Below are 23,820 nucleotides of genomic sequence, written 5' to 3'. Positions count from 1 at the left end.
TGCGTGATTTTCCGACAAGCATCTGAAATATCTCGATGTTAACGTCCGGCCGTGTTCAAGCCGGCTTGCGGAAATCCAGTGTCAATCTTGCGACGATCTTGCGACTTCCTATCCGTCCTCACCATCGCCGCAGCGCTGGTCACGCCCGCATTGGCAGGCACCAGCCTGCTGACCGACAAGCCTGATCTCAGCAGCTTTTCCCAGGACGGCCTGAACCGCGTCTCCGACATGCTCGACCGCGAAGTCGGCCAAGGCCATCTCGCCGGCGCGATCATGTTGATCCAGCACCGCGGCAAGCCGGTCTATTATGAGGGCTTTGGCGTCCGCGATCCCGCGACCATGGCGCCGATGACGACCGATACGATCTTCCGGCTCTATTCGATGTCCAAGCCGGTGACATCGGTCGCGGCGATGATCTTGGTCGAGCAGGGCAAGCTCAGGCTCGACGATCCCATCGCCACGTTCATTCCGTCTTTCGCCCATCCGCAGGTCGCGACCGAACGCGCGGATGCCAGCGGCAAACCCTATCTGGACTTTGCGCCGGCCAAGAAACCGATCACCGTGCTCGACCTGATGCGGCAGTCGTCCGGCATCAGTTCGGCTTTCACCAATCTTGGCCTGATCACGCAGCTCTATCTCGATGCCGGCCTGTTCGACGGCGATTTCGACAATGCCGACTTTGCCGCGCGGCTTGCGAAACTGCCGCTGGCCTATCAGCCGGCCACGGTGTGGGACTACGGCCATTCGACCGATCTTCTCGGCCGCGTCATCGAGATCGCCTCGGGCCAGTCGCTGTACGATTTCCAGAAGCAGTATCTGTTCGATCCACTGGGCATGACCGACACCGGCTACTACGTGCTCGATCCCGCTAAAGCGCCGCGCATTGCGCAGCCGATGCCAACTGACCGCATCATCGGCAACGAGACCATCAGCGATCCCACGCTGAAGCGAAAATGGGAATCCGGAGGAGGCGGGCTCAACGCCACCACGGGCGATTACGCGCGCTTCCTGCAGATGCTGATCAATGGCGGCACGCTCGACGGCGTCCAAATCCTGAAGCCCGAGTCGGTTCAGCTGATGCGCCAGAACCAGGTAGCGCCGGCGAGCGATGTGAAGCCCTGGGCCTATTATTATCCCGGCGCCGGTTTCGGTTACGGCCTCGGCTTCGGTGTTCGCACCGGACCCGGCGATGACGGCGTTCCCGGTTTTGTCGGCGAGATGGCCTGGGGCGGCGCCGCCGGGACTTACTTCTGGACCTATCCGGATCAGGACATGGTGATGATCCTGATGGTGCAGACGCCGACCCAGCGCGGCCGCATCCAGCCGATCCTGAAGACGCTGGTCTACGACGCGATCAGGAAATAGCGGGAGCGTGGCCGGGGTGCGATTTAAGAGAATTGAAACTGGGACCACACGCCAATATCTCGGATTCGCATAAGGTATATTATGGAATATTTTATCTCATAGCGATCCCAGAGACTTAGCTCAAATTGTTGCGATATCCGGTTGACCGAACAGCCATCCGAACCAATTTGTGGCCCCACGGCCGATATGGCCTCAGCCGCCGAAGTATCTGACGTGATCGAGGTCCGGGATCAACCCTGACTGCGTCGGTCGCCAGCCAAGCCGCTGTTGTGTCCAGGCGCTGGACGCCGGTGCGTCCATGGCCGCGAAACCTGCGAACCAGCCGAAGTGATCGGCGGCTTCATCGCGCGACTTTGACACGACCGGCAGGTTCAGGTGCTTGCCGATGATCTCGGCGATCTCCCGGAACGTGACGCCTTGTTCGGCGCTGGCGTGATACCGAATGTCGGCGGAACCGTGCTCGAGGACGAGCCTGTAGAGCCGGGCGACGTCCAGCCGATGTGCGGCGGGCCAGCGGTTGAGACCGTCGCCGAAGTAGGCCGAGGCGCCCTTCTCCCGCGCGATATTGATCAGCATCGGCACGAAGCCATGGTCGCCATCGCCATGGACCGATGGCGGCAGCCGGACCGACGAAGTACGCACGCCGCGTGCCGACAGACGTTCGGCGACCTGCTCTGATATGCGCGGGCTTGGCGACGCGCTGGACGGGCCCATGTCTTCGGTCGCCAGACGTCCGGGCGCGATAAAGGCCATGCCGGAAGTTAAGATCAAGGGCCGCTCGGAGCCTGCCAGCACGTCGCCAAGCGTCTCGATGGCACGCGCGTCGATCGCGCAGTTTTCCTTGAATTTCGAGAAGTCGTGGATGAAGGCCGTATGGATCACGCCGTCTGAATTGGCAGCCCCGGACCGCAGGCTGTCCAGATCTTCCAGATCGCCGCGATGGATCTGGGCACCAGCGTCGGCCAGCGCCTTGGCAGATGCATCCGAGCGCGCAAGACCGAGCACCTGATGACCGGCGCCGATCAATTCCTGAACCACCGCAGATCCAACAAAGCCCGAAGCACCGGTAACGAAGACACGCATGTGATATTCCTCTCGTGAATGCGCGGATGTATCGGTCCTGCGGTACACTGCGTGAAGCCGTGACGTTATACGGGTATGGCGACTAACAGGCTGAGCATGACGGTCACCGAAACAACTTCCGGCTCTGGCTCCAATCCGCTGGGCGCTTATCTCAGGGATCGCCGCGCCAGGCTGGATCCCGTGGCATTCGGCTTCTCGTCCGAGCGCCGCCGCACGCCGGGCCTGCGGCGCGAGGAAGTCGCGCAGCGCGCCAATGTCAGCGCCACCTGGTACACATGGCTGGAACAAGGACGCGGCGGCGCGCCATCGGCCGATGTGCTCGACCGGATTTCACGCGCACTGGAATTATCGACAGTCGAGCGCGAGCATCTGTTTCTGCTGGCGCAGCACAGGCTGCCGGAAGTCCACTACGAGCCGTCCGATATCGTCACGCCGACGCTGCAGCGCGTGCTGGATTCGATGGAGTTCAGCGCCGCCGTCGTCCGCAACGCAACCTGGGACATCGTAGCCTGGAATCGTGCGGCACTGGCCGTGCTTGGCGACTATCCGAACATCGCGCCCGAGGACCGCAACGTCCTGCGCATCCTGTTCTGTCGTCCGAATGTCCGCGCCAAGATGCCGGACTGGGAGAATGATGCACGTTTCGCCGTGGCGGCATTTCGCGCCGACATCACGCGCAGCGGCGCATCAGAACGCGCCCAGACGTTGATCGCTGAACTGTGCCGGATCAGCCCCGACTTCGCAGCCATGTGGCATGACAACGACGTCAGCAGCTATGGCGAAGGCAAGAAGCATGTGAACCATCCCGAGGTCGGGCCATTCACGATGAGCTATTCGACATTTTCGGTCGATGGCCTGCCGAATTTGGGCATGGTGGTCTATACGCCGGAGACGGCTGCAGATGCCGAGCGGATGAAGGCGCTGATCGCGGCGAAGGGCTAGGTGCGTAGCGACAATCTCGTCATTCCGGGATTCGTCATGACCGGCTTGCCGGTCTAGACGAAGGCCCGGAATCTCGATGTGTTTTCACTAGGTCGGGATTCCGGGTTCGCGTGCGCGAAAGTACGCCCGCGCCCCGGAATGACGAGTTTCTTGCTACGGATATTTCGGCAGCAGTCCATGCGCAGCGAAGCCGCCATCGACATTGAGAATGTGGCCGGTGACGAAGCTCGACTTGCTGTCATCCAGCAGGAACATCGCGGCACCAGCGACCTCCTCCGGTTCGGCATAACGCCGCTGCGGCACGACCTGCATCCAGCCTTCCCGGGTTGCCACCGTGTGCATCTCCTGCACCATGGGCGTCTCGAACGGGCCCGGCGCAATGGCGTTGACGCGGATCTTCAGCGGTGCCAGTTCGCAGGCCATCACCTGGGTCAGCGTGACGACGCCGCCCTTGGATGCGCCATAGGCCGAGCGCTCGATATTGCCGCGCAGCCCCGACACCGACGCCACATTGACGATGGCGCCGCCGCCATGAGCCTTCATCAGCCGCGCAGCTTCCTTGGCAACGGCAAAGGTGCCAACCAGATTGATGTCGAGGATCTCGCGAAACAGTTTCACCGAGGTCTCAAAGAACGGCACCTGACGGCCGATACCCGCAGAATTCACCAGGCCACGCACCGGGCCGAAACCGGCTTCGCAGTCCTGCAGGCCGGCAATCACGGCGTCTTCATTGGCCACATCCATGACGACGGTTTTGGTCACACCGGCTTTGATGGCGTCGACCTGGGCCTTGGCGACATCCAGAGCAGGCTGGGTGAGGTCGGCGAGCAGCACTTTCCAGCCCTCGCCCACGGCCGCCTTGGCGATCGCCAAACCGATTCCCGATGCGCCGCCGGTGATGATCGCTACGCCGTGATCCCTATTCATATGCTGTCCTTGCGTTTCCTCCACCGGTCCTGGCTGCCGGCGGCTTCAGTCGCGCGATGCTTCCCACAAATTCGCGCGGCGCAAAAGCCGTGCGCGGGCGCCCTCTATTGGGCCTTGGCCTTTGGTCGCACGGCGAAAAGGCTTGACCGGGCAGCCCGGGCATGATGACCAGACGGCAAGGGCCCTTGGGCCTCACAAAGGCAAACAAAGAAGTGGTTGGGAGAAACAAAATGACGATTTCACGCCGGACTCTGCTGAAGGCATCGGCCGCCGCGACTGCATTTGGCGGCGTCAGCATGCCGTTCATCGCGCGCGCGCAGCAGGCCGAATACGTCTACAAATACGCGAATAACCTGCCCGATACGCATCCGATGAACATCCGCGCCCGTGAGATGTCGGCGGCGATCAAGACCGAGACCAACGGCAAGGTCGACCTGCAGGTATTCCCCAACAACCAGCTCGGCTCCGACACCGACATGTTGAGCCAGATCCGCTCCGGCGGCGTCGAGTTCTTCACGCTGTCCGGCCTGATCCTGGCCACTTTGGTGCCGGCCGCCTCGATCAACGGCATCGGCTTCGCCTTCCCGAATTACGACACGGTCTGGAAGGCCATGGACGGCGATCTCGGCGCCTATATCCGCAAGGAGATCACCAAGGCCAATCTCGTGGTCATGGACAAGATCTGGGACAACGGTTTTCGCGAAATCACCTCGTCCACGAAGCCGATCAAGAGCCCGGACGATCTGAAAGGCTTCAAGATCCGCGTGCCGGTGTCGCCGCTGTGGACCTCGATGTTCAAGGCGTTCGACAGTGCGCCCGCCTCGATCAATATCAGCGAAGTCTATTCGGCGATGCAGACCAAGGTCGTCGAAGGCCAGGAAAACCCGCTGGCGATCATCTCGACGGCGAAGTTCTACGAAGTGCAGAAGTTCTGCTCGCTGACCAACCACATGTGGGACGGCTACTGGTTCCTGGCCAACCGCCGCGCCTGGGAGAAGCTGCCGGCCGATCTGCGCGACATCGTCGCCAAGAACATCAATGCCGCCGGCATGAAGGAGCGCGAGGACGTCGCCAAACTCAACGCTAATCTGCGCGGCGAACTGGAATCAAAGGGGCTGGCTTTCAATGAGCTCGAGCCCGGCCCGTTCCGCGACAAGTTGAAGTCGGCCGGCTTCTACAAGGAATGGCAGGGCAAATATGGAGACGAAGCCTGGGCCATTCTTGAGAAGGCCGTCGGCAAGCTCGGCTGATCGGAACCAATATGGCCGTGCATGACATCTCCGCCCTCGAAAGCGGGGCGTCCAGCGTGGAGAGGGCGCCCCTCTCCCGCCGCGACGCCATCCTGACCTCCATCGACCGCGCGCTCGGCCATCTGGTCGAGATTCCCGCGGCGCTGTTGGTGGTGGCGGAGGTGATCATCCTGTTCATCGGCGTGGTCGCCCGTTACGGCTTCCACCGTCCGCTGATCTGGTCCGATGAACTGTCCTCGATCCTGTTCCTGTGGCTGGCGATGCTGGGCTCCGCCGTGGCGTTCCGGCGCGGCGAGCATATGCGGATGACCGCGCTGGTGGCGTCGGTCGGTCCCCGAATGTGGGCCTTTCTCGACGTCGTCGGGACCTGCGCCGCACTCGCCTTCCTCTTGATGATCGTCGCGCCGTCCTTCGAATACGCCTATGAGGAAAGCTACATCACCACGCCGGCACTGCAGATCGCCAACAGCTTTCGCGCGGCCGCGCTGCCGGTCGGCATCTCGCTGATGATCGTCTTCGCGCTGCTGCGGCTGGTGCGCTACGGTCAGGTGCGCACCGTGCTGACGGCGCTCGGCACCGTGGTAGCGATCATCGGCCTGTTCTGGCTTGCCGAGCCGCTGCTGCGGACCCTCGGCAATCTCAACCTGATCATCTTCTTCGTCGGCGTCGTGGCGCTGTGTGTGTTCGCCGGCGTGCCCATTGCCTTCGGTTTTGGCCTCGCGATCTTCGGCTATATGGCGCTGACCACACACACCCCGATGATGGTGCTGGTCGGCCGCATGGACGAGGGCATGAGCCATCTCATCCTGCTGTCTGTCCCGCTATTCGTGTTCCTGGGCTTGCTGATCGAGATGACCGGCATGGCCCGCGCCATGGTGGCGTTCCTTGCCAGCCTGCTCGGCCATGTCCGCGGCGGCCTGCACTATGTCCTGATCGGCGCCATGTATCTCGTCTCCGGCATTTCCGGCTCCAAGGCTGCCGACATGGCCGCCGTGGCGCCGGTGCTGTTCCCGGAAATGAAGGCGCGCGGCGCCAAGCCGGGCGATCTCGTCGCCCTGCTCTCGGCGACCGGCGCACAGACCGAAACCATTCCGCCAAGCCTCGTCCTGATCACCATCGGCTCGGTCACCGGCGTCTCGATCTCGGCGCTGTTCACCGGCGGCTTGCTGCCGGGCGTCGTGCTGGCGATCACACTCGGCGCATTGGTGTGGTGGCGCTATCGCGGCGAGGACCTCAGTCACGTCAAACGGGCTTCCGGGCGCGACATCTTCAAGGCTTTCATCATCTCGGTGCCGGCCATCGCGCTGCCCTTCGTGATCCGCGCTGCCGTGGTCGAGGGTGTGGCGACCGCCACGGAGGTCTCCACCATCGGCATCGTCTATGCCGTGCTCGCGGGCCTGTTGATCTATCGTCAGTTCGACTGGAACCGGCTGAAGCCGATGCTGGTCGATACGGCCTGCCTCTCCGGCGCAATCCTGCTGATCATCGGAACTGCGACCGGCATGGCCTGGGGCCTCACCCAGTCCGGCTTCTCGCGCTCGCTGGCCGCCGCCATGACGGGCCTGCCGGGCGGCGGCGCGACCTTCATCGCGGTCTCCATCGTCGCCTTTGTGATCCTCGGCAGCGTGCTGGAAGGCATCCCCGCCATCGTGCTGTTCGGGCCGCTGCTGTTCCCGATCGCGCGGCTGGTCGGCGTCCACGAGGTCCACTATGCGATGGTCGTCATCCTCGCCATGGGCATCGGATTGTTCGCGCCGCCCTTCGGCGTGGGCTACTATGCCGCCTGCGCCATCGGCCGTGTTGATCCCGCGGAAGGCATCCGGCCGATCCTCGGCTATCTGCTGGCGTTGCTGATCGGCCTGATCATCGTGGCGATCTTCCCATGGATATCGATCGGGTTCCTTTAAGATACAATCTTTCAGAAGGTTATGGTCATTACCTCGCGTAATTTTCGAAGATCGTTTCTGTGATAACCTGATACATGAGATATCTTACGTAAGATACTGAACTAAATATAGGAGTCTTAAAATGATCCCAGATCAGGGCGCCTATAGCGTCGGCCTCGACCAGACTCCGGCCAACTTCGTGCCACTGTCGCCGCTGAGTTTTCTCAAGCGCAGCGCGGCGGTCTATCCGGACCTCACCAGCACGGTCTATGAGGGACGTCGTTTCACCTGGGCGCAAACCTATGAACGCTGCCGGCGCTTTGCCTCGTTCCTGACCGGGCGGGGCATCGGGCGCGGCGACACCGTCGCGGCGATGCTGCCGAACCTGCCCGCGATGAACGAAGCGCACTTCGCGGTGCCGATGACCGGTGCCGTCCTCAACGCCCTGAACATCCGGCTCGACGCCGCGGCCATCGCGTTCCAGCTCGACCATGGCGGCGCCAGGCTGCTGCTGGTCGATCCGGAATTCTCCAGCGTGATCACCGAGGCCCTCGGTCTCATGACCGGACCGAAGCCGACCGTGATCGATGTCGACGACGTCTCCTTCGCCGGCGGCCAGCGGATCGGGGAACTTGAATATGAAGCCGCCCTCGCCGAAGGCAGCCCCGATTTCACCAGCGCCTTCCCGCTCGACGAATGGGACGCCATCGCGCTTGGCTACACATCGGGGACCACAGGCAATCCGAAGGGCGTCGTCACCCATCACCGCGGCGCCTACCTCAACGCGGTCTCCAACATTCTCGCAGCCGGCCTCGGCCAGCATCCGGTCTATCTCTGGACCCTGCCGATGTTCCACTGCAACGGCTGGTGCTTCCCCTGGACCGTGGCGGCGAGTGCCGGCATCAATGTCTGCCTGCGCAAGGTCGATCCGACCAAGATCTTCGCGCTGATGCGCGAGCACGGCGTCACTCATATGTCAGGCGCGCCTATCGTTTACAACACGCTGATCAATGCGCCCGATGCGCCGGTTTATTCGGGCGGGCCTCTCGTGCAGGGCTCGATCGCCGGCGCGCCGCCGCCGATGGCCGTGCTGTCGGGCGCCGAGAAAATCGGCATCAAGCTGACTCACGTTTACGGCCTGACCGAGGTCTATGGCCCCGCCTCGGTCTGCGCCGAGCAGCCCGGTTGGGATGCCCTGCCCGCGGATGAGCGCGCCAACCTGAAGCGCCGCCAGGGCGTGCCCTATCACCTGCAGGAAGCCGTGACGGTGATCGATCCCGAAACGATGCAGGAGGTGCCCCGCGACGGCGAGACCATCGGCGAGGTCATGTTCCGCGGAAATATCGTGATGAAGGGCTACCTGAAGAACGAGAAGGCCACCAAGGAGGCCTTCGAAGGCGGCTGGTTCCACACCGGCGATCTCGGCGTGCTCGATGCTGCCGGCTACGTGACCATCAAGGACCGCTCCAAGGACATCATCATCTCCGGCGGCGAGAACATCTCGTCAGTGGAAGTCGAGGACGTGCTCTACAAACACCCGGCCGTGCTGTTCGCCGCCGTGGTCGCCAAGCCCGATGCGAAATGGGGCGAAGTGCCGTGCGCTTTCGTCGAGCTGAAGACCAATGCCGAGGCGACGGAAGCCGACATCATCGCGTTCTGCCGCGCGCAGATGCCCGGCTTCAAGACGCCGAAGGCCGTGGTGTTCGGCGTGATCCCGAAGACGTCGACGGGGAAGATCCAGAAGTTCCTGCTGCGGGATCAGGTGAAGTCGACGGGGTCGTTCAGTAGCTGATTGCAGCAAACTCGTCATTCCGGGGCGGGGTCTCGGCGAAGCCGAGAGCACGAGCCCGGAATCCCGTTATGTTCAAAACACTTCTGGATTCCGGGTTCGCCCGCGCAAGATGCGCGAGCGCCCCGGAATGACGAGATTGGTGTAAGGGTCTCGTCGTCCCCTTGCCGACGCAGAGGTCCCACATATGACGCAGAACTTCGCCGCAATCATTCTCGGCGGGACCGGCCAAGTCGGTGGTGCAGCCGTCGCGGAGCTGCTGGCAATTCCCCAATGCCGGGAAGTGGTGATGATCACCAGGAAGCCCATTGCCGCGCGACCGCGGGTACGCAACGTCGTTCTCGATACCGGCGCTGCTGACTTTGCCGAACGCACTGCCGCCCTAGCCCGTGAAGTTTTAAGCCAAGGGCCCGCCAGCGCCGTGAGCTGCGTGGGTGTCGGTTCCGGATCGATGCGGTGGAGCGAAGAGGAGCTGAAGCGCCTTGAACTCGGCGTTGTCGGCGCCTTCGCGCGTGGCTGCCGTGACGCCGGCATCGCCCAGTTCTGCCTGCTGTCTGCAGTAGGAAGCACAGCCCAGAGCCGGTTTCGCTATGTCCGCGTCATGGGCATGAAGGAAGACAATTTGCGCAGCATCGGCCTCAGCCGCCTCGCGATCTTCCAGCCCGGCATTATTGTCGGCAACGCGCATACCCCGGCCTGGGTCGGTTGGCTGGGACGTCTCGTGCCTGGTCGGTTTGGCAATATTGATCAGCGAATTATCGGTCGCTCAATCGCCGCAGAGATAGCTTTGCATAGTCGAGAGGCCGGCGAAGTGACCTTTGAAAATGCAGCAATGAAAAAACTCGCTGCTCAAATTACTCCACCGTCAGCCTGATCCCGTCATAGGCGGGGATCACCCCCTCCGGCAGTATCGCTTTTACCGCCTCGTAATCCACATCCGCCGTCATATTGGTGATCACCGTCCGCTTCGGCTTGAAGCGATCGCGCCAGCGCAGCGCATCACTGATGCTGAAATGGCTGGGATGCTGCGTATAGCGCAGCCCGTCGACGATCCAGAGATCGAGACCTTCGAGCGCCGGCCAGCTCTCTTCCGGGATGTCGTTGAGATCAGGCGTATAGGCGGTATTGCCGATCCGGTAGCCCAGCGCCGGGATATTGCCATGCTGGACCAGGAACGGTGTCAGCGTCAGGTCGCCGCCCTTCCCCGTGATGGTTCGGCTCTCGCCGGCCTCGATGCTGAGGCGATCGAGGATCGGCGGATAGTCGCTGCCGGGAGGCGACTGAAAGCAGTAGCCGAAGCGCAGCATGATATCAGTCGCCGTCGAGGCATTCATATAGACCGGGATACGCTTGCGCCGCTTCAACACCACCGAGCGGAGGTCGTCCATGCCGTGGGTCTGGTCCGCATGCTCATGCGTCAGGAAGACCGCATCGATGTCATCGACATCGGCGTCGATCAATTGCTCGCGCAGGTCCGGCGAGGTGTCGATGACAACGCGCGTGACGCCCTCGGGCCCGATCCGCTCCGCCATCATCGAACACCGACGGCGACGGTTTTTTGGATTGGCGGGATCGCAGGCGCCCCAGCCCAGCGCCGGGCGCGGTACGCCCGCCGAGGATCCGCAGCCGAGAATGGTGAGGACCAGCGTCATGCAGGCACGCCAGTGCCAGACGCGTTCACGGCAGGCACCTTGCTGAACAGGCGGAAGAAGTTTTCGGTGGTCTGCCGCGACAGTTCTTCGAGCGACACGCCGCGGGTTTCCGCGAGCACCTTCGCCGTCTCGACCACATAGGATGGCTCGTTGCGCTTGCCGCGCCATTTGCCGGGCGCCAGATACGGCGCGTCGGTTTCGACCATGATGCGGTCGGCGGGAAGCTCAGCGGCGAGATCGCGCAGCTCCTGTGACTTCTTGAAGGTGATGATGCCGGTGAAGGAGATCGACAGGCCCATGTCGATGGCCTTCATCGCCAGCTCCCGTCCGCCGGTGTAGCAATGCAGCACTGCCTTGAACGCGCCCTTCGCCATCTCGTCTGCGAGAATGGTACCGCACTGCTCGTCCGCTTCGCGCGTGTGGATCACCAGAGGCAATCCGGTCGCGCGGGCTGCAGCGATATGGGCGCGAAAACCGCGCTCCTGAGCGCCGGACGATTCATGCTCGTAGAAATTATCGAGCCCGGCTTCGCCGAGCGCGATGACCTTCGGATGCTTCGTCAGTTCGATCAGTTCTTCGGCGGGAATGCCGTCTTCCTCGTCCGCATTGTGCGGATGGGTGCCGACCGAGCAATAGACATTCGGAAAGCGCTCCGCGATCGCGAGCAGCGCCGGCAGGCGGCGCACCCGCGTCGAGATGGTCACGAGCTTGCCGACGCCCGCGGCTTCGGCACGCGCGACGATGCCGTCGAGATCGTCGGCGAAGTCGGGGAAATCCAGATGGCAGTGGCTATCGACAAGCATCTCGCAAACTCAGCTCGCAGCCGGCGGCTCGACATAGCGCGGGAATACGCCGGTCGGCGTCGGCAGTTGCGTGCCAGCCTTGATGCGGGTCGCAATTGCCGTGAAGTCGCGTTCGCCATCGGGGATGCCAAGCACATCGAGTAGCTTCGCACATGACGCCGGCATTACCGGCTGCGCCAGGATCGCGACCTGCCGCACGACTTCGGCGGTGACATAGAGCACCGTGGCCTGCTTCTTCGGATCGGTCTTGGCGAGCGCCCACGGCGCCTCGCCCGCGAAATAGCGGTTGGCTTCGGCGACCACGGCCCAGACCGCATTTAGCGCCTGATGGATCTGCTGCGTCGCCATCGCGGTGCGCGCGAGCTCCAGCATGCCGTCGGCCTGCGCCAGGATGGCCTTGTCGTTGTCGCTGAAGTCGCCGGGCTCGGGCAGCACGCCGCCATACTGCTTGGCGATCATCGACAGCGAGCGCTGCGCGAGATTGCCGAGATCGTTGGCGAGGTCAGCATTGGTGCGATTGACGATGGCTTCGTGATTGTAGCTGCCGTCCTGCCCGAACGAGACTTCACGCATGAAGAAATAGCGCATCTGATCGACGCCATATTGCTGCGCCATGCCGATCGGATCGACCACGTTGCCGACCGACTTCGACATCTTCTCACCGCGGTTGAGCAGGAAGCCGTGACTGAAAACGCGATGCGGGACGTCGACGCCTGCCGCCATCAGGAATGCAGGCCAGTACACCGCGTGAAAGCGAACGATATCCTTGCCGATCACATGCAGATTCGCAGGCCAGTAGCGCTTGAAGCTTTCGCCATCGACATCCGGATAGCCGGCTGCCGTGATGTAGTTGGTCAGCGCATCGATCCAGACATACATCACATGGCCGGGCGCACCCGGCACCTTGATGCCCCAGTCGAACGTGGTCCGCGAAATCGACAGATCCTGCAGGCCGCCCTTGACGAAACTCGTCACTTCGTTGAGACGCTCGCGCGGCAACACGAAGTCCGGAACGCGCGCGTATAGATCGAGCAGCTTGTCCTGGTAGGCGGACAGACGGAAGAAATAAGTTTCCTCCTCGGTCCACTCGACCGGCGAGCCGAGCGGCTCACGCCGCACGCCATCGTCGCCGAGCGTCGTTTCCGCTTCGTCGAAATAGGCTTCCTGGCGAACCGAGTACCAGCCGGCATATTTGTCGAGATAGATGGCGCCAGCCTTCTCGAGCGCGACCCACAGCGCCTGAACGGAGCGCTCATGGCGCTTCTCGGTGGTGCGAATGTAGTCGTCATAGGAAATGTTGAGCGCGACATCCATCTCGCGAAAACGCGCCGAATTCCGGTCGGCCAGTTCGAGCGGGGTCAGGCCTTCCTTGACGGCGGTCTGCTGCATCTTCAGACCATGCTCATCCGTTCCGGTCAGGAAACGGACGTCGTAACCGTCGAGCCTCTGGAAGCGGGCAATCGTGTCGGTCGCCATGACCGTATAGGCATGACCGATATGCGGCACGCCATTGGGATAGAAGATCGGCGTTGTCAAAAAATACGCCGGTCGGGTTGCATCGGTTGCAGATGTCATGGCTGACTTTACGGACCTTGAATAAGACGATCTTGGTGAAGCGCGGATCGGCTGAAACCAGTCTCGCAGCGATCAGCGCGTTGCTTCCGCGAGCAGTCCAAACACCGAGAAAACCAGCGGTTTTCGCTCGAGATTGTAGGATTCGGTCTCGCGCGCGGCTCGGTTGATCTTTTCCCATACCTCCGCCAGCCGCGCAAGGCGGGGCAGATTGGCGTTGGCATTGGCGTCATCGGCCCGCATCCGCTCACCGATCCAGCGGTCGACACTGTCGACAAAGGCGCCGAGCGCGACACGGTCACTGGTCCCCAGCGCATCCCCCAGCGCATGCAGCTCGCGCGGATCGACATGGGGCAGCGTGTTCAGGAGCGAGGCGGTGCGCTGGTGCAGTTTCAGCGCACCGCCTCCGAGCAGATTCAGAGCGCGCGACACGCTGCCTTCGGAGGCTTCAGCAACCTCTTTGAGCAAGGGATCGCTGGTTTCGATCTCGGCGGCCTGCGACGTGGCGCGGGTCACGTCGGCAACGGAAAGCGGACGCAGCGCCAGCTTGCGACAACGCGACTGGATGGTCGGCAACACGCGAGCCTGCGCATGTGTCACCAGCAGGAACAGCGAACGCAACGGCGGCTCTTCAAGCACCTTCAGCAGCGCGTTCGCGGCATTGGCGTTCAGCTCATCGACGGTGTCGACGATGCAGACGCGCCAGCCGTCGATAGCAGCGGTCGAGCCAAAGAACGACACGGTCTGCCGGGTCTCATCGACGGTGATGACCGTGCGTATCACGCCCTTGTCGTTGAGCGAACGTTCCAGCGTCAGCAGCCCGCCATGGGATTCGGCGGCGACCTGGCGCACGACCGGATGCATCGGATCGAGACCCAGCGATGTTGCGGATTGCACTTGCGGTGATGCGGGATCGCGATGCGCCAGCACGAAACGCGCCATGCGATAGGCCAAAGTCGCCTTGCCGATGCCCTGCGGGCCGCCGATCAGCCAGGCATGCGGAATGCGGCCGCCGCGATAGGCGTTGAGCAGCGTGGCCTCGGCATCCTGATGACCGAACAGCGCGGTCGTCTCGCGCGGATGCGGAACCGAGATCGTTTGCTCGGACGACTTTGCGCTCATGCCGAAGTGACCTCGTGGTTCGACGGCGTTAGAAGGCGTCGGCGCAACACGCCCCAGATATTGTTCGATACGATCTTTGAATCTGCATTGGCGTCGATCAGTACGCAGCGTTGCGGTTCATCGGCTGCGATTTGCCGGAACGCGTCACGCAGCCCCTGATGAAAGGCGATGCCCTCGGCCTCGAACCTGTCGGGCACATCATTGCCACGCCGCGCTGCTGCGCGCCGCATGCCGATCGACACCGGGATATCGAGAATGACGGTAAGATCCGGTTTGAGCCGTCCGATGGTGACGCGCTCCATCGCATTGAGCAGTTCCGGCGAGACATGCCCGAGCCGGCCCTGATAGGCCCGCGTCGAATCCGAGAAGCGATCACACAGCACCCAGATGCCCTGCTCCAGCGCCGGCGCAATCACCGCATGAACATGGTCGTCGCGCGCCGCGGCAAACAGCAGCGTCTCGGCTTCGGGGCCGAGCAGTTTGCCCATGCCCGACAGCACCACATGACGGATGATCTCGGCGCCGGGCGAGCCGCCGGGCTCGCGGGTGACGATGACGCGCTTGCCTTCGGCCTCCAGCCGGTCAGCCAGAATCTTGATCTGGGTCGATTTGCCGGCGCCCTCGCCGCCCTCGAAACTGACGAAGCGACCGCGCGGCGGCGGTGTCGTGGGCGTGTCCGTCATGTCAGAGCTTCTCGGCGCCGGCGCGGAACAGTCCGATCACCAGCTCACCGGCGCCGTCGACGGCGCGCCGCATGGTCGATCCCGTGCCGACGGCGGCCGCCGTATAGAGCGGCGTTTCGACGGCGATATTGGCGCCGCGCCAGACCTTGATCACGCCGACCGGCTGACCGGGCTCGATGGGTGCACGCACGGGGCCCTTGTAGACGACGCGAGCGATCAGCTTGTCGGTGCCGTTCTTCTGCACCATCACCTTCACCGGCTCCTTGGCCGAGAGCGCGACCGAGCGGCTCTCGCCGCCAAACACCTTGGCGAAGCCGACAGTCTGCTCGGCTGCGAACAGCGTGCGGGCCTCGAAATTCTTGAAACCCCACTCCAGCAGCTTCTTTGCCTCGGTCGCACGATCGTCCGGATCGTCCAGACCGTTGATCACCACGATCAGCCGCATGCCGTCGCGGATGGCCGAGCCGACCATGCCGTAGCCACCATCCTTGGTGTAGCCGGTCTTGAAACCGTCAGCGCCGTCCAGCGTCGCCAGCAACGGATTGCGGTTCTGCTGACGGATTTTGTTCCAGGTGAATTCGCGCTCGCCGAACAGTTTGTAGAATTCGGGATAGGTGCGAACGATATGTCGGGCGAGCAGACCAAGCTCGCGCACCGTCATCTTGTTGCCGGGGTCCGGCAGACCGTTGGAATTGGCGAAGGTGGATTTCGGCATGCCCAGCGCACGCGCCCGTGCCGTCATCTTCTCGGCAAAGGCCGCCTCGCCGCCTGCGATGCCCTCCGCCAGGATCATGCAAGAGTCGTTGCCGCTCTGGATGATGGCCCCGCGCAAGAGATCGGCGACCGGCACGCGGCTGTTGATGGCGGCAAACATGGTCGACGCGCCGGCCGGCGCGCCGCCCTTGCGCCAGGAATTCTCGCTGACGCGATATTCATCTGTGAGCTTGATGTCGCCGCGGGTCAGCGCGTCAAACACCAGTTCGACGGTCATCAGCTTCATCATGCTGGAGGGCGCGCGGAGCTCGTCCGCATTCTTCTCGAACAGCACGCTGCCGGAGCCGGCCTCGATCAGGATCGCGGTCGGCGCATCGGTGTCGTAGCCACCGTCCTCGACGACCTTCTTGGCGCCCTGCACGCTCTGGTTCGCAGCCTGCGCTGTTGGGCCGAGGGCGACGCCAAACGTAACCAGCGCAGCCAGCAGCGTTCGCCAGCTCCGCGCGGCGAATTGCGGTCGTTTCAAGGGGATGGAGCCAGATGCCATGTGCTGTCCTGAGTGCTCAGGTCTTAACAGGATCAACGGAGGCAAACAACGCGGCAAGGCGCAACGCAGATCAGGGCGCCATGCTGCGCCCGTCTGGTGTCGGTCGTGAACGACGAACCGGCTTAGTAGAGACCGCGGCCGGACAGGATCGCCTGAGCGCCGCGCGCATCGACCGTGCCGTCATCCGGCTCGGCAGGCGCAGCATATGCGGCGTTGCTCTCATAGGACACCGCGCGGTGGTTCTCGGTCATGCGCGGCGCCGATGCCGTGCGCACGCGGCTGGACGCCGACATTTCCGACGTTGAGCGGATTGAGGCCACATCGGCCGAGGTATTGCCGAGCGAATACGGGCGGCCCTCCGGCAGAGGGACATCGCGCGAGACAACACGACCACCCTGCATGTCGGGCACGAAAGAGCGCGCCGAGGCGACACGCACCAGCGATGGCGACGGTGCCGGCTCACCGGTGCGCAGCGTGGCAACGAGCTGGCGATCGTCCGACCCTTCCAGCGGCGCGCGGCCGACATATTCGACGCGAACCTTGGCGGTGCCGTTGCCTTTGAATTCGAGCAGTTCGGCCGCCTTGTTCGAGACGTCGATCAGGCGGTTGCCGTGATACGGGCCGCGATCGTTGACGCGAACGATCAGCGACTTGCCGTTATAGACGTTGGTCACGCGGGCATAGCTCGGGATCGGCAGCGTCGGATGAGCCGCGGTGAGCGAGGCCATGTCGAACACTTCGCCATTGGCCGTCAGACGGCCATGGAACGCGTCGCCATACCAGGAGGCGATGCCTTCAGCGCGGTAATTGATGTTTTCTTCCGGCACATAGAGCTTGCCGGCGACGGTGTAGGGCTTGCCGATACGGTAGGTGCCGCCGCCCTTGGGAACCGGCTCGCCCATCCCGACGACCCGAGGACTGCTCGAGACGCCATATTTCGGATCGAGGCGGCTGAAGCTGGTGGTGGAGGAGGAACAATTGGCCAACGCCAGACAGGCGCTGATGGCCGCTGCTGTCTGAACAGCCTGGCCGAGTCGGTTTGACCCACGAATCCCCATACGCCCCAATACCATTCCAGCGGCCGCCTGCCCATCTCCGGGCATCCCCACGGCCAAAATCCCGATGCGGCCCACTTCCGCATCAAGTGGTGAATATATCGCAGCCGGATCGCGGCGGAAATGGGGAGAGCCCCCGTATGGTAAACAGAGGATGTCGTATTTTGGCCCGTACAACGGGTGATCATCTCGCGCTGCACACACCGCGCGGCGCGCGGTGTTCTCCCTCAAGTTGCGCCGTGCACGATCAATCGTACCACTCGCGGCGGATATAGGGGCCGTACAACACGTCCTGACGCCAGCGATAGACCTGCACCAGCAGGCCGCCGACACCGGCAACGACACTCAGCAACAACAAGGTCTCGATCACCACAAAGCCCCCGGCATTCTCGTTGGGCACAGCAATACATGATGATTTTTAAGATCCCCGCTGCGGTTTGTTTTGAATTTGCGGCCCGCCGCTAACGGAGATTAATTTCCGCAACTGGCTCCCCGTCCGTTTCAACTATTTGTTAGTTGAACGATCGCGCATGATTTGGATTTGATAGCGGAACGCGCTGACGCGATTCCTGGCGGGACTCTTGCGGCGGGATGTTGGGGATGGTGATGGACGTTTCAAGGACGGACTGCGGCGGGATCACCGGTGCGGGAGAGTACAGGTTTCGCGATGGCCACCTGATCGTGACGCTCTACCAGATCGCGATCTGGGCCGAACATCCCGAAGCCATCTTCACCGTCGTTACATCGCGCTTCCACAACAGCATGAAGCTCTATGTGCTCGGGTCGTGGCGCCTGCCGAATGCTGCAGCTTCGAGTGAGCAGCCACCTGTTCCCGCTAGTGCGGAAGGAATGTCGCTGCATTGATCACGGTGACGACCGCGAAAGCCATCACCCATAGCGGCCAGACGGGCGCCTGCGCCCGCGGGCGGAACTGTCGGGGAACGCCGAAATTGCGTGCCATTGCCTGCTCCATTGCATCGACCGAACGACACTGAATGTGAGCATGCATTCTGTTAAAATTGCGTCGTGGCTTCGGCTATAATTTGTGCGTCCACGGCAAGCATAGCCTCGGCGCGCGGCGCTTCGTAATGACGCGGAGTGAGCTGGCAGCAAAGCGGGGCACCATCGCATCGTGACGATGGATGCCTACCGACGATCAGACGCACATGCTGCCGGTAAGGTTGATTGGTTAGGTTAAACCGGTAATTGCATTGACCGCACCTGCAGCCTTGCTCAATTGCCGGCATGATCGACGATGACGACAGCTATGAGTTGAATGACCAGGGCATCCGGGTGCTGATCGGGCTGACCGTGGACGAGACTGCGGAATTCACCCGCCTTGACGGCACCATCGGTCACGGCCGCCCGCCTGGGATCTCGCTCGAACAATGGGCCCATGCCGAAGACCGGCGCTGGCTCGAACTCTATCAGAAGCACGAAAATGCGCGGCAGCCGTTCCTGCAGGCCGGCAAGACCAGGCACTGAGCGCACGGAAGCGCATTCTCCGACACCGCAAACTGGAAGCACTCGGCAAATTAAAAGCCGCGCCAACCCGAAGGTTGACGCGGCCATGGCCGTTCTGTTGCAAGGTGGACCTACCCCGAACGGTTACGCCGCGAGGCGCACTTCGTTCATGCGAACGTTATCGTTTGCATTTAGGTTTTGACCCGATAACGGCGGTATCATGCCGAGCACAATTCACAACTTCTTCGCGGCCATCGATCCTGTTTCGCCCCCGCCTGAGCAGCCCGTGCATTTCACCGTCCGGCGAAATCGACCTCACCTGGATGAGATCGCGAGCTGCTGAGGTGGAGGCGCCGGGTACTGCCCCCGGGTCTGCCCGCAGTCCATTGAGAGGTTCAGCGCCATCGTCTTGCGACGAACCAGATATAGGCGCGATCTCAGGCGAAATCTAGGCTCGGTCCCCCCTGCTTTCCGGGCGGAATGCCGCTGGCCGCTAGTCCTTCTTGGCGGAACTCTTTTTGGTGGCGGTCTTTTTGGCGGCGCCCTTGGCCGCCTCTGCCTTGATCGGCTTTTCTTTAGGTGCCTTGATCTTTGCAGATTTGGCTTCGGCAACCGGCGCTTCGACCGGCGGCGCTTCCACAGCCTGAGGCCCTGAACCCTGCGTCTCGACCGCCAGAACCTCGACAGCCGGCTCCCCGGCAGGCTTCGCGGCAGCCACCTTCTTCGCCGCAGGCGCAGGCTTGCTCTCCGCAGGCGCGGCGGCCTTGCCGGCCTCCTTGATCAGCCGCTGCGCTGCTTCGAATTTGGCCTCGCGCATCGCACGCAAGGCGTCGGCGCGCGGTGTCGGGTTTGCCATGATGGTCTCCGTCCTCAGAATCGTCAGGCTTTGCTTAGCACGCCCGGCGCCCGGCACCGACCGGCCCAAGGGAATCCCCGTGCCCATGATTTCAGCCCCGGACAGCCGCCCCGGCGCAATCCTCTCTTTCCCTCGGCAGGCCGCTTTGCTAAGCGCTGTCCCACGACGGAAAGGTGGCCGAGTGGTTTAAGGCAGCGGTCTTGAAAACCGCCGTGCCTGCAAGGGTACCGTGGGTTCGAATCCCACCCTTTCCGCCATTTGCCGCATCATCCTCTGTCGGACGACATGATCGATCAATCCGAGCCAACGACGCCCGCTGAAACACTCGGCGCTCTCAAGCCGCCGCGCTGCGCGATGTGCCGGGCGCGGATGGCGTTGCTGCGAAGCGAGCCGAATCCCGGCGGCGGCGACAAGTGCACCTTCACCTGCCCGAAATGCGAATTCGTGAAGACCAAGGTCATCGGCGGGCCGCCCGATCTCAGCCGCCACAGGCCGCCCAAAAAAACACGACAGCCCCAGACGCGTTAGGCCGCCTGAGGGATTACCGCGGCGGCTGTGTTGCTGCCGGGAGCGGAGCGCCGCCGACCGAGATGGCACCGGCGGGACGATCAGCGGGTCGCTTGCGCGGCGCCGTGAGTGCCGGGCGCGCGGCCACTGGCGCTGCCGGAGCTGCGGCCATGGGCGCCGGCGCCGCAGCGGCTGGAGCCGGCGGGGCGAGAACGCCCCTGCCCTGCAGCGTATCGATCTTGGCGGTTAGTCCGACGACCTGGGTCGTGAGGCCCTGGATCTGATCGGACAGGCGCTTCAACTCTGTCTGCTGCGCCGTCAGCAGTTCGGTAGCAGCCTGGATCGAGCTTCCGGTCTGCTGCTGGAACGCCGCGAAATCAGTCGCGCTGACGCTGCCCTCCGCCGCGCTCGCCAATACCGGGGCGCTATCTCTGGGACCAGTGCTTCCTGTCACTGCCTGTGCCATGTCGGTCAGTGCGTCGTGGTAGTTCAGCCAGAGATATCCACCGCCGCCAGCGAGGATCAACAGCACGACGACAACTCCGAACGGGCCGAACGACCTGCGCTTGCGCAGCGGCACAGGGGGCGGTCCGACATTGATCTCGTTATTGAACGTATCGGCCACTGGAGATCCTCACTTGCGACGTCCGATCCTGCGGCTCGGGGAGCGAGACAACCGGCGCGATTCCTTGAAGCGTATGTAAGCAAAAAATCCACTGAGGTGAACTGCTGCGACTCGGTCATCCCCCATGTCGCCTCATCATGCCCGCGCTGATACGCCTTCAGCGCCCGTTAACCCTGCGCCGGGCTGGCGTCGCCTCGCCGGCGCCGCATTGTCATCGCCGTTGCGCCGCGATCGCTCCTCGCAACCGCGTAAAATGTTGCAACGACGCATCACTACAGCTCCGAATGAAAAGCGGACAGCGAATCTCTTTGACTGTGCGGCCCCCCGTGCCGTCTGTAGTTCGCGGGGGAATAAGGACCACCACGATGATTGAGACCGTCACTGCACTCTTCGGATTTCTCAGCGCCGGCATTCTGGCTGCTCACGCCTATGACGGTTACCGCGCCCGCTTCTAAGCGCGCGACGATTTCGCGACACGGCCGCTCAGCCATCTCGCAACTCAGCTAGTCGGTGCGCCTGCAGCCACTGCGCTGCCCTGATCGAGAGACACGGCTTCGATGACAGCTGTCTCCGACGAAACAAGACTGAAACACGATTCTCCAGAACCGCTTTGAACGCGCCCGACGAGGGCAGCGACTGATGGGCAGGGACACAGCAAAGCGCTCGCGCGCCCACCCAATGGAGAAGATCTATGTTTCGCAAAGTAACCCTCGGACTGATCGCTGCAGCCTCGCTCGGTGCAGCCGCCCTCGCCCCCAGCGCTGCATCGGCCCATAGCTGGCATGTCGGTGGCTGGCACGGTGGATGGGGTGGCTACGGTCACCACGCCTTCTATGGCGGGCCCACCTTCTATGTCGGCGGCCTGACCGACGGCTGCCTGCAGCGCCGCGTGGTGGAAACCCGCCGCGGGCCGCGCGTCCGGACCGTCAACGTCTGCGCCTACTGATCGCATCACGTTACGGAAAGCCCGGCCGCCCAACGGCCGGGCTTTTTGCTGCCGTACTCAGGTATTGTTCTGCTTCTGTTGCCCCCCGGTGACAGCCAAGGTCAGCGTTTCCAGCTAAAGCTTGTGTCGAATTCGCTCAATATCTTCAGAGCGATGGAAGGTCCTGGATGCGAACCCTTTGGCTGGCCGCGATCATCGCAGCGTCGGGCGCGGTGAATGCCGCTGCTGCCGACCTGCAGCCGCGCGTCTGGACCAAGACGCCCGCGACGACCGAAGCAGGCTATAGCTGGGGCGGCTGGTATGTCGGCGGCAACGCCGGCGGTTCCTGGGGCCAGAGCAACGTCTCCAACGCGTTCGTCAATGGCACCGCGCCGATCGCAAACCAGCAGGCAATTGCGGCTGCCTCGCCGCGGCTCAATCCCGATGGCTTCACCGGTGGCGGTCAGGTCGGCTATAATCATCAGGTGGACCGCTGGTTGTTTGGCGTCGAGGCCGACGCGAACTATTTCGGCCTGAAGCAGTCGCGCGGTTTCACTGCGCCTTTCCCGGCCGGCGGTTCGTTCACCACCACAAATTCCGTAACGAGTGATTGGCTGGTCACGCTGCGCCCGCGCGTTGGTTACACGGTCGATCGTACGCTTTTCTACGCAACCGGCGGCCTCGCGCTCACCGAGTTGAATTTTGCGTCGTCGCTCACCGACACGACCGGCCAGAACGAAACCGCGTCACTGTCAAAGACCGTGGCAGGTTGGACCATCGGCGCCGGTATCGAACACGCGTTCACCAAAAACTGGTCGGCGAAGGTCGAATATCTCCATACCGATTTCGGCAAGCAATCGGTCTCGGCTCCGACCTTCACCGGACCAGGCGCTGCAACCGGTATCATTGCCCACGATATCGACCTGAAGACCAATACGGTACGCGGCGGACTGAACTATCATTTCGGCGGCCCGTCGGTCGCGCGCTACTGATCGCTGCAAAGATCTCCAAACAAAAGGCCCTCGCTAGCGAGGGCCTTTTGTTTGGAGATGCATGCACCGGTCAGCCGGTCATCGCTAAGACGCGGCTTTCGACCGGATACGGCTCCACAGTGATCGTCCAGCGCAGTGGCCAGCAGGTCAGATCCGGACGAACGGCGTGAACATAGCCGTTGACGAAAACGCTGTCGGCATCGTCGCTGAATCGCTCGTCGATCAACTCGCCATGGAGATGCGCCATCCGGCAACGGCGCATCTGCGCGTATTTCGTCGTTTCGTATTTGGCCAAATCGGGCCTCCCCAACGTCGCAATGTCCCCATCGGGAACTCTGGGCGACTCGCGGTTAACAAAGCCTCAAGCGGATCCGCGACGGTATCGGGCTGGAGTGCACGTATCAAAAATGCGCAAAGCCCCCGACTTTCGTCGATTCGATTCACGGCTGCTTCAAGAATGCAGAACAGTGTGGCGCCAATATTATTGGAGCGTCCCATGTTCATGATCGCGAGCATTCTGACGGTCGCTGCCGGTGTCTTTTACGCAGCGAGTATCAACAACAGCGGATGGGCGATGCAGGTGTGCCGCTATGGCGACATATTCTGCATGAACCCGTCATGGCTTGTCATCGCCGCCGTCCTGTCCATCATCTGGGCATTCTTTTTGCGCGTCGATCGACTGTAGTCGTTCGATCAGCAGACGACCTGGTCCGCAACGAGTTCAGCGGGCTTGAGGTGTTGCCGGCGCGGCGCCAAACGCAGCGATTTCGACGTGGCACAATGTGGACAGCCAAAGGTGCGAATTTCACCGCCCTCTTCGTCCGTCTCGATCTTGATCAGATAAACTTGGGTCCTGCAGCCCGAACATTTCAGATGTTCGGTGCGAATGTTATCGTTCAGATGAACTCTGCGGGTGCCGGACATCTGCAGTCTCCGAAAACCGATGACAGCCTGCCCAGACTATAGCGTTTTCACGCATGCCGAGCACCGAAACAGACAACCTGTAATTGCTTAAAAGAAGCTCTGCGCCCTTAAGGAATCACCGCCGTATTGAGCTACCT

The 23,820-nt window shown here is 62.6% G+C and carries 25 protein-coding genes, 1 tRNA gene and 1 other RNA gene; 12 read left to right on the top strand and 15 right to left on the bottom strand.

Features of this window, described 5'->3' with window-relative positions; translation table 11 throughout:
• Positions 1-78 precede the first annotated feature (78 nt).
• Entirely contained in the window at positions 79-1,365 is a 1,287-nt protein-coding gene (locus AB8A50_RS05895) for a serine hydrolase domain-containing protein (RefSeq protein ID WP_439077138.1), read from the top strand.
• A gap of 192 nt (positions 1,366-1,557) precedes the next feature.
• Here the strand turns inward: AB8A50_RS05895 and AB8A50_RS05890 are convergent, their stop codons facing one another.
• A complete protein-coding gene (locus AB8A50_RS05890; protein ID WP_439077137.1) occupies positions 1,558-2,448 on the bottom strand; it encodes an SDR family oxidoreductase in 891 nt (296 codons plus the stop codon).
• A 96-nt stretch (positions 2,449-2,544) separates the two neighbouring features.
• Between AB8A50_RS05890 and AB8A50_RS05885 the strand changes: the two genes are divergently transcribed.
• Positions 2,545-3,390, top strand: coding sequence for a helix-turn-helix transcriptional regulator (locus AB8A50_RS05885; RefSeq protein ID WP_439077136.1), 846 nt, complete (start codon positions 2,545-2,547; stop codon positions 3,388-3,390).
• A 153-nt stretch (positions 3,391-3,543) separates the two neighbouring features.
• Here AB8A50_RS05885 and AB8A50_RS05880 read toward each other — a convergent pair whose 3' ends face one another.
• On the bottom strand, positions 3,544-4,317 hold the full coding sequence (locus AB8A50_RS05880; RefSeq protein WP_439077135.1) for an SDR family NAD(P)-dependent oxidoreductase: 774 nt from the start codon (positions 4,315-4,317) through the stop codon (positions 3,544-3,546).
• A gap of 230 nt (positions 4,318-4,547) precedes the next feature.
• On the opposite strand from AB8A50_RS05880, the gene AB8A50_RS05875 reads away from it, so the two are divergent.
• The 4 genes from AB8A50_RS05875 (at position 4,548) to AB8A50_RS05860 (ending at position 10,116) form a co-directional block, all read left to right on the top strand.
• The gene (locus tag AB8A50_RS05875; protein WP_175369049.1) at positions 4,548-5,567 is read left to right on the top strand and encodes a TRAP transporter substrate-binding protein; all 1,020 of its coding nucleotides are present in this window, start codon (positions 4,548-4,550) and stop codon (positions 5,565-5,567) included.
• 11 nt (positions 5,568-5,578) lie between these two features.
• On the top strand, positions 5,579-7,474 hold the full coding sequence (locus AB8A50_RS05870; protein ID WP_439077134.1) for a TRAP transporter large permease: 1,896 nt from the start codon (positions 5,579-5,581) through the stop codon (positions 7,472-7,474).
• Between the two features lie 121 nt (positions 7,475-7,595).
• Positions 7,596-9,245 (top strand): acyl-CoA synthetase, encoded by a 1,650-nt coding sequence (locus AB8A50_RS05865; RefSeq protein ID WP_439077133.1) that lies wholly within the window; start codon positions 7,596-7,598, stop codon positions 9,243-9,245.
• A 184-nt stretch (positions 9,246-9,429) separates the two neighbouring features.
• The gene (locus AB8A50_RS05860; RefSeq protein ID WP_439077132.1) at positions 9,430-10,116 is read left to right on the top strand and encodes a hypothetical protein; all 687 of its coding nucleotides are present in this window, start codon (positions 9,430-9,432) and stop codon (positions 10,114-10,116) included.
• On the opposite strand, the gene AB8A50_RS05855 is transcribed toward AB8A50_RS05860, so the two are convergent.
• The 8 genes from AB8A50_RS05855 to AB8A50_RS05820 all read right to left on the bottom strand — a co-directional run bounded on the left by AB8A50_RS05855 (position 10,097) and on the right by AB8A50_RS05820 (position 17,760).
• Positions 10,097-10,894: an MBL fold metallo-hydrolase gene (locus AB8A50_RS05855; RefSeq protein WP_439077131.1), complete on the bottom strand. Its 798-nt coding sequence runs from the start codon at positions 10,892-10,894 to the stop codon at positions 10,097-10,099. The two genes, AB8A50_RS05860 and AB8A50_RS05855, sit on opposite strands and share 20 nt — an antisense overlap.
• Complete coding sequence (locus AB8A50_RS05850) at positions 10,891-11,697, bottom strand: TatD family hydrolase (protein ID WP_439077130.1); 807 nt, start codon at positions 11,695-11,697, stop codon at positions 10,891-10,893. The genes AB8A50_RS05855 and AB8A50_RS05850 overlap by 4 nt, the downstream gene beginning before the upstream one ends.
• A 9-nt stretch (positions 11,698-11,706) precedes the next feature.
• Positions 11,707-13,272, bottom strand: coding sequence for a methionine--tRNA ligase (gene metG, locus AB8A50_RS05845; RefSeq protein WP_439077129.1), 1,566 nt, complete (start codon positions 13,270-13,272; stop codon positions 11,707-11,709).
• Positions 13,273-13,344: 72 nt separating this feature from the next.
• Positions 13,345-14,391, bottom strand: coding sequence for a DNA polymerase III subunit delta' (locus AB8A50_RS05840; RefSeq protein WP_439077128.1), 1,047 nt, complete (start codon positions 14,389-14,391; stop codon positions 13,345-13,347).
• The gene (gene tmk / locus AB8A50_RS05835) at positions 14,388-15,074 is read right to left on the bottom strand and encodes a dTMP kinase (protein WP_092143015.1); all 687 of its coding nucleotides are present in this window, start codon (positions 15,072-15,074) and stop codon (positions 14,388-14,390) included. Before tmk ends, AB8A50_RS05840 begins: the two co-directional genes overlap by 4 nt.
• Position 15,075: 1 nt before the next feature.
• A complete protein-coding gene (locus AB8A50_RS05830; RefSeq protein WP_439077127.1) occupies positions 15,076-16,335 on the bottom strand; it encodes a D-alanyl-D-alanine carboxypeptidase family protein in 1,260 nt (419 codons plus the stop codon).
• Between the two features lie 122 nt (positions 16,336-16,457).
• Positions 16,458-17,393 carry a septal ring lytic transglycosylase RlpA family protein gene (locus tag AB8A50_RS05825; protein WP_439079924.1) on the bottom strand — a complete coding sequence of 312 codons (936 nt, stop codon included), beginning with the start codon at positions 17,391-17,393 and terminating at the stop codon, positions 16,458-16,460.
• A 244-nt stretch (positions 17,394-17,637) separates the two neighbouring features.
• On the bottom strand, positions 17,638-17,760 hold the full coding sequence (locus AB8A50_RS05820) for a hypothetical protein (protein ID WP_276509758.1): 123 nt from the start codon (positions 17,758-17,760) through the stop codon (positions 17,638-17,640).
• A 236-nt stretch (positions 17,761-17,996) separates the two neighbouring features.
• Here AB8A50_RS05820 and AB8A50_RS05815 point away from each other — a divergent pair, with 236 nt between their 5' ends.
• Positions 17,997-18,254, top strand: a complete 258-nt coding sequence (locus tag AB8A50_RS05815) for a hypothetical protein (protein WP_139285837.1) — start codon at positions 17,997-17,999, stop codon at positions 18,252-18,254.
• Between the two features lie 381 nt (positions 18,255-18,635).
• Positions 18,636-18,875, top strand: coding sequence for a hypothetical protein (locus AB8A50_RS05810; protein WP_439077126.1), 240 nt, complete (start codon positions 18,636-18,638; stop codon positions 18,873-18,875).
• Positions 18,876-18,956: 81 nt separating this feature from the next.
• Here the strand turns inward: AB8A50_RS05810 and ssrA are convergent.
• Both ssrA and AB8A50_RS05800 read right to left on the bottom strand, forming a co-directional pair.
• Positions 18,957-19,309: a transfer-messenger RNA gene (gene ssrA / locus AB8A50_RS05805) on the bottom strand.
• A 38-nt stretch (positions 19,310-19,347) separates the two neighbouring features.
• Positions 19,348-19,710, bottom strand: a complete 363-nt coding sequence (locus AB8A50_RS05800) for a hypothetical protein (RefSeq protein ID WP_439077125.1) — start codon at positions 19,708-19,710, stop codon at positions 19,348-19,350.
• A gap of 167 nt (positions 19,711-19,877) precedes the next feature.
• On the opposite strand from AB8A50_RS05800, the gene AB8A50_RS05795 reads away from it, so the two are divergent.
• Positions 19,878-19,967: transfer RNA gene (locus tag AB8A50_RS05795), tRNA-Ser, on the top strand.
• A 284-nt stretch (positions 19,968-20,251) separates the two neighbouring features.
• On the opposite strand, the gene AB8A50_RS05790 is transcribed toward AB8A50_RS05795, so the two are convergent.
• The gene (locus AB8A50_RS05790) at positions 20,252-20,842 is read right to left on the bottom strand and encodes a hypothetical protein (protein ID WP_439077124.1); all 591 of its coding nucleotides are present in this window, start codon (positions 20,840-20,842) and stop codon (positions 20,252-20,254) included.
• Positions 20,843-21,533: 691 nt separating this feature from the next.
• Here AB8A50_RS05790 and AB8A50_RS05785 point away from each other — a divergent pair.
• Entirely contained in the window at positions 21,534-21,788 is a 255-nt protein-coding gene (locus AB8A50_RS05785) for a hypothetical protein (protein WP_068731748.1), read from the top strand.
• 167 nt (positions 21,789-21,955) lie between these two features.
• Positions 21,956-22,759, top strand: coding sequence for an outer membrane protein (locus AB8A50_RS05780; protein WP_439077123.1), 804 nt, complete (start codon positions 21,956-21,958; stop codon positions 22,757-22,759).
• A 70-nt stretch (positions 22,760-22,829) separates the two neighbouring features.
• Here AB8A50_RS05780 and AB8A50_RS05775 read toward each other — a convergent pair whose 3' ends face one another.
• On the bottom strand, positions 22,830-23,054 hold the full coding sequence (locus AB8A50_RS05775; RefSeq protein ID WP_068731744.1) for a hypothetical protein: 225 nt from the start codon (positions 23,052-23,054) through the stop codon (positions 22,830-22,832).
• A 201-nt stretch (positions 23,055-23,255) separates the two neighbouring features.
• Here AB8A50_RS05775 and AB8A50_RS05770 point away from each other — a divergent pair, with 201 nt between their 5' ends.
• Positions 23,256-23,444: a hypothetical protein gene (locus tag AB8A50_RS05770; RefSeq protein ID WP_089264349.1), complete on the top strand. Its 189-nt coding sequence runs from the start codon at positions 23,256-23,258 to the stop codon at positions 23,442-23,444.
• Between the two features lie 8 nt (positions 23,445-23,452).
• On the opposite strand, the gene AB8A50_RS05765 is transcribed toward AB8A50_RS05770, so the two are convergent.
• A complete protein-coding gene (locus AB8A50_RS05765; RefSeq protein WP_120289761.1) occupies positions 23,453-23,683 on the bottom strand; it encodes a hypothetical protein in 231 nt (76 codons plus the stop codon).
• Positions 23,684-23,820: the final 137 nt, after the last annotated feature.

Origin of the sequence: Tardiphaga sp. 841_E9_N1_2, assembly GCF_051811065.1 — a bacterium.
GTDB lineage: Bacteria > Pseudomonadota > Alphaproteobacteria > Rhizobiales > Xanthobacteraceae > Tardiphaga > Tardiphaga robiniae.
This window is presented reverse-complemented; position numbering and strand designations above follow the sequence as displayed.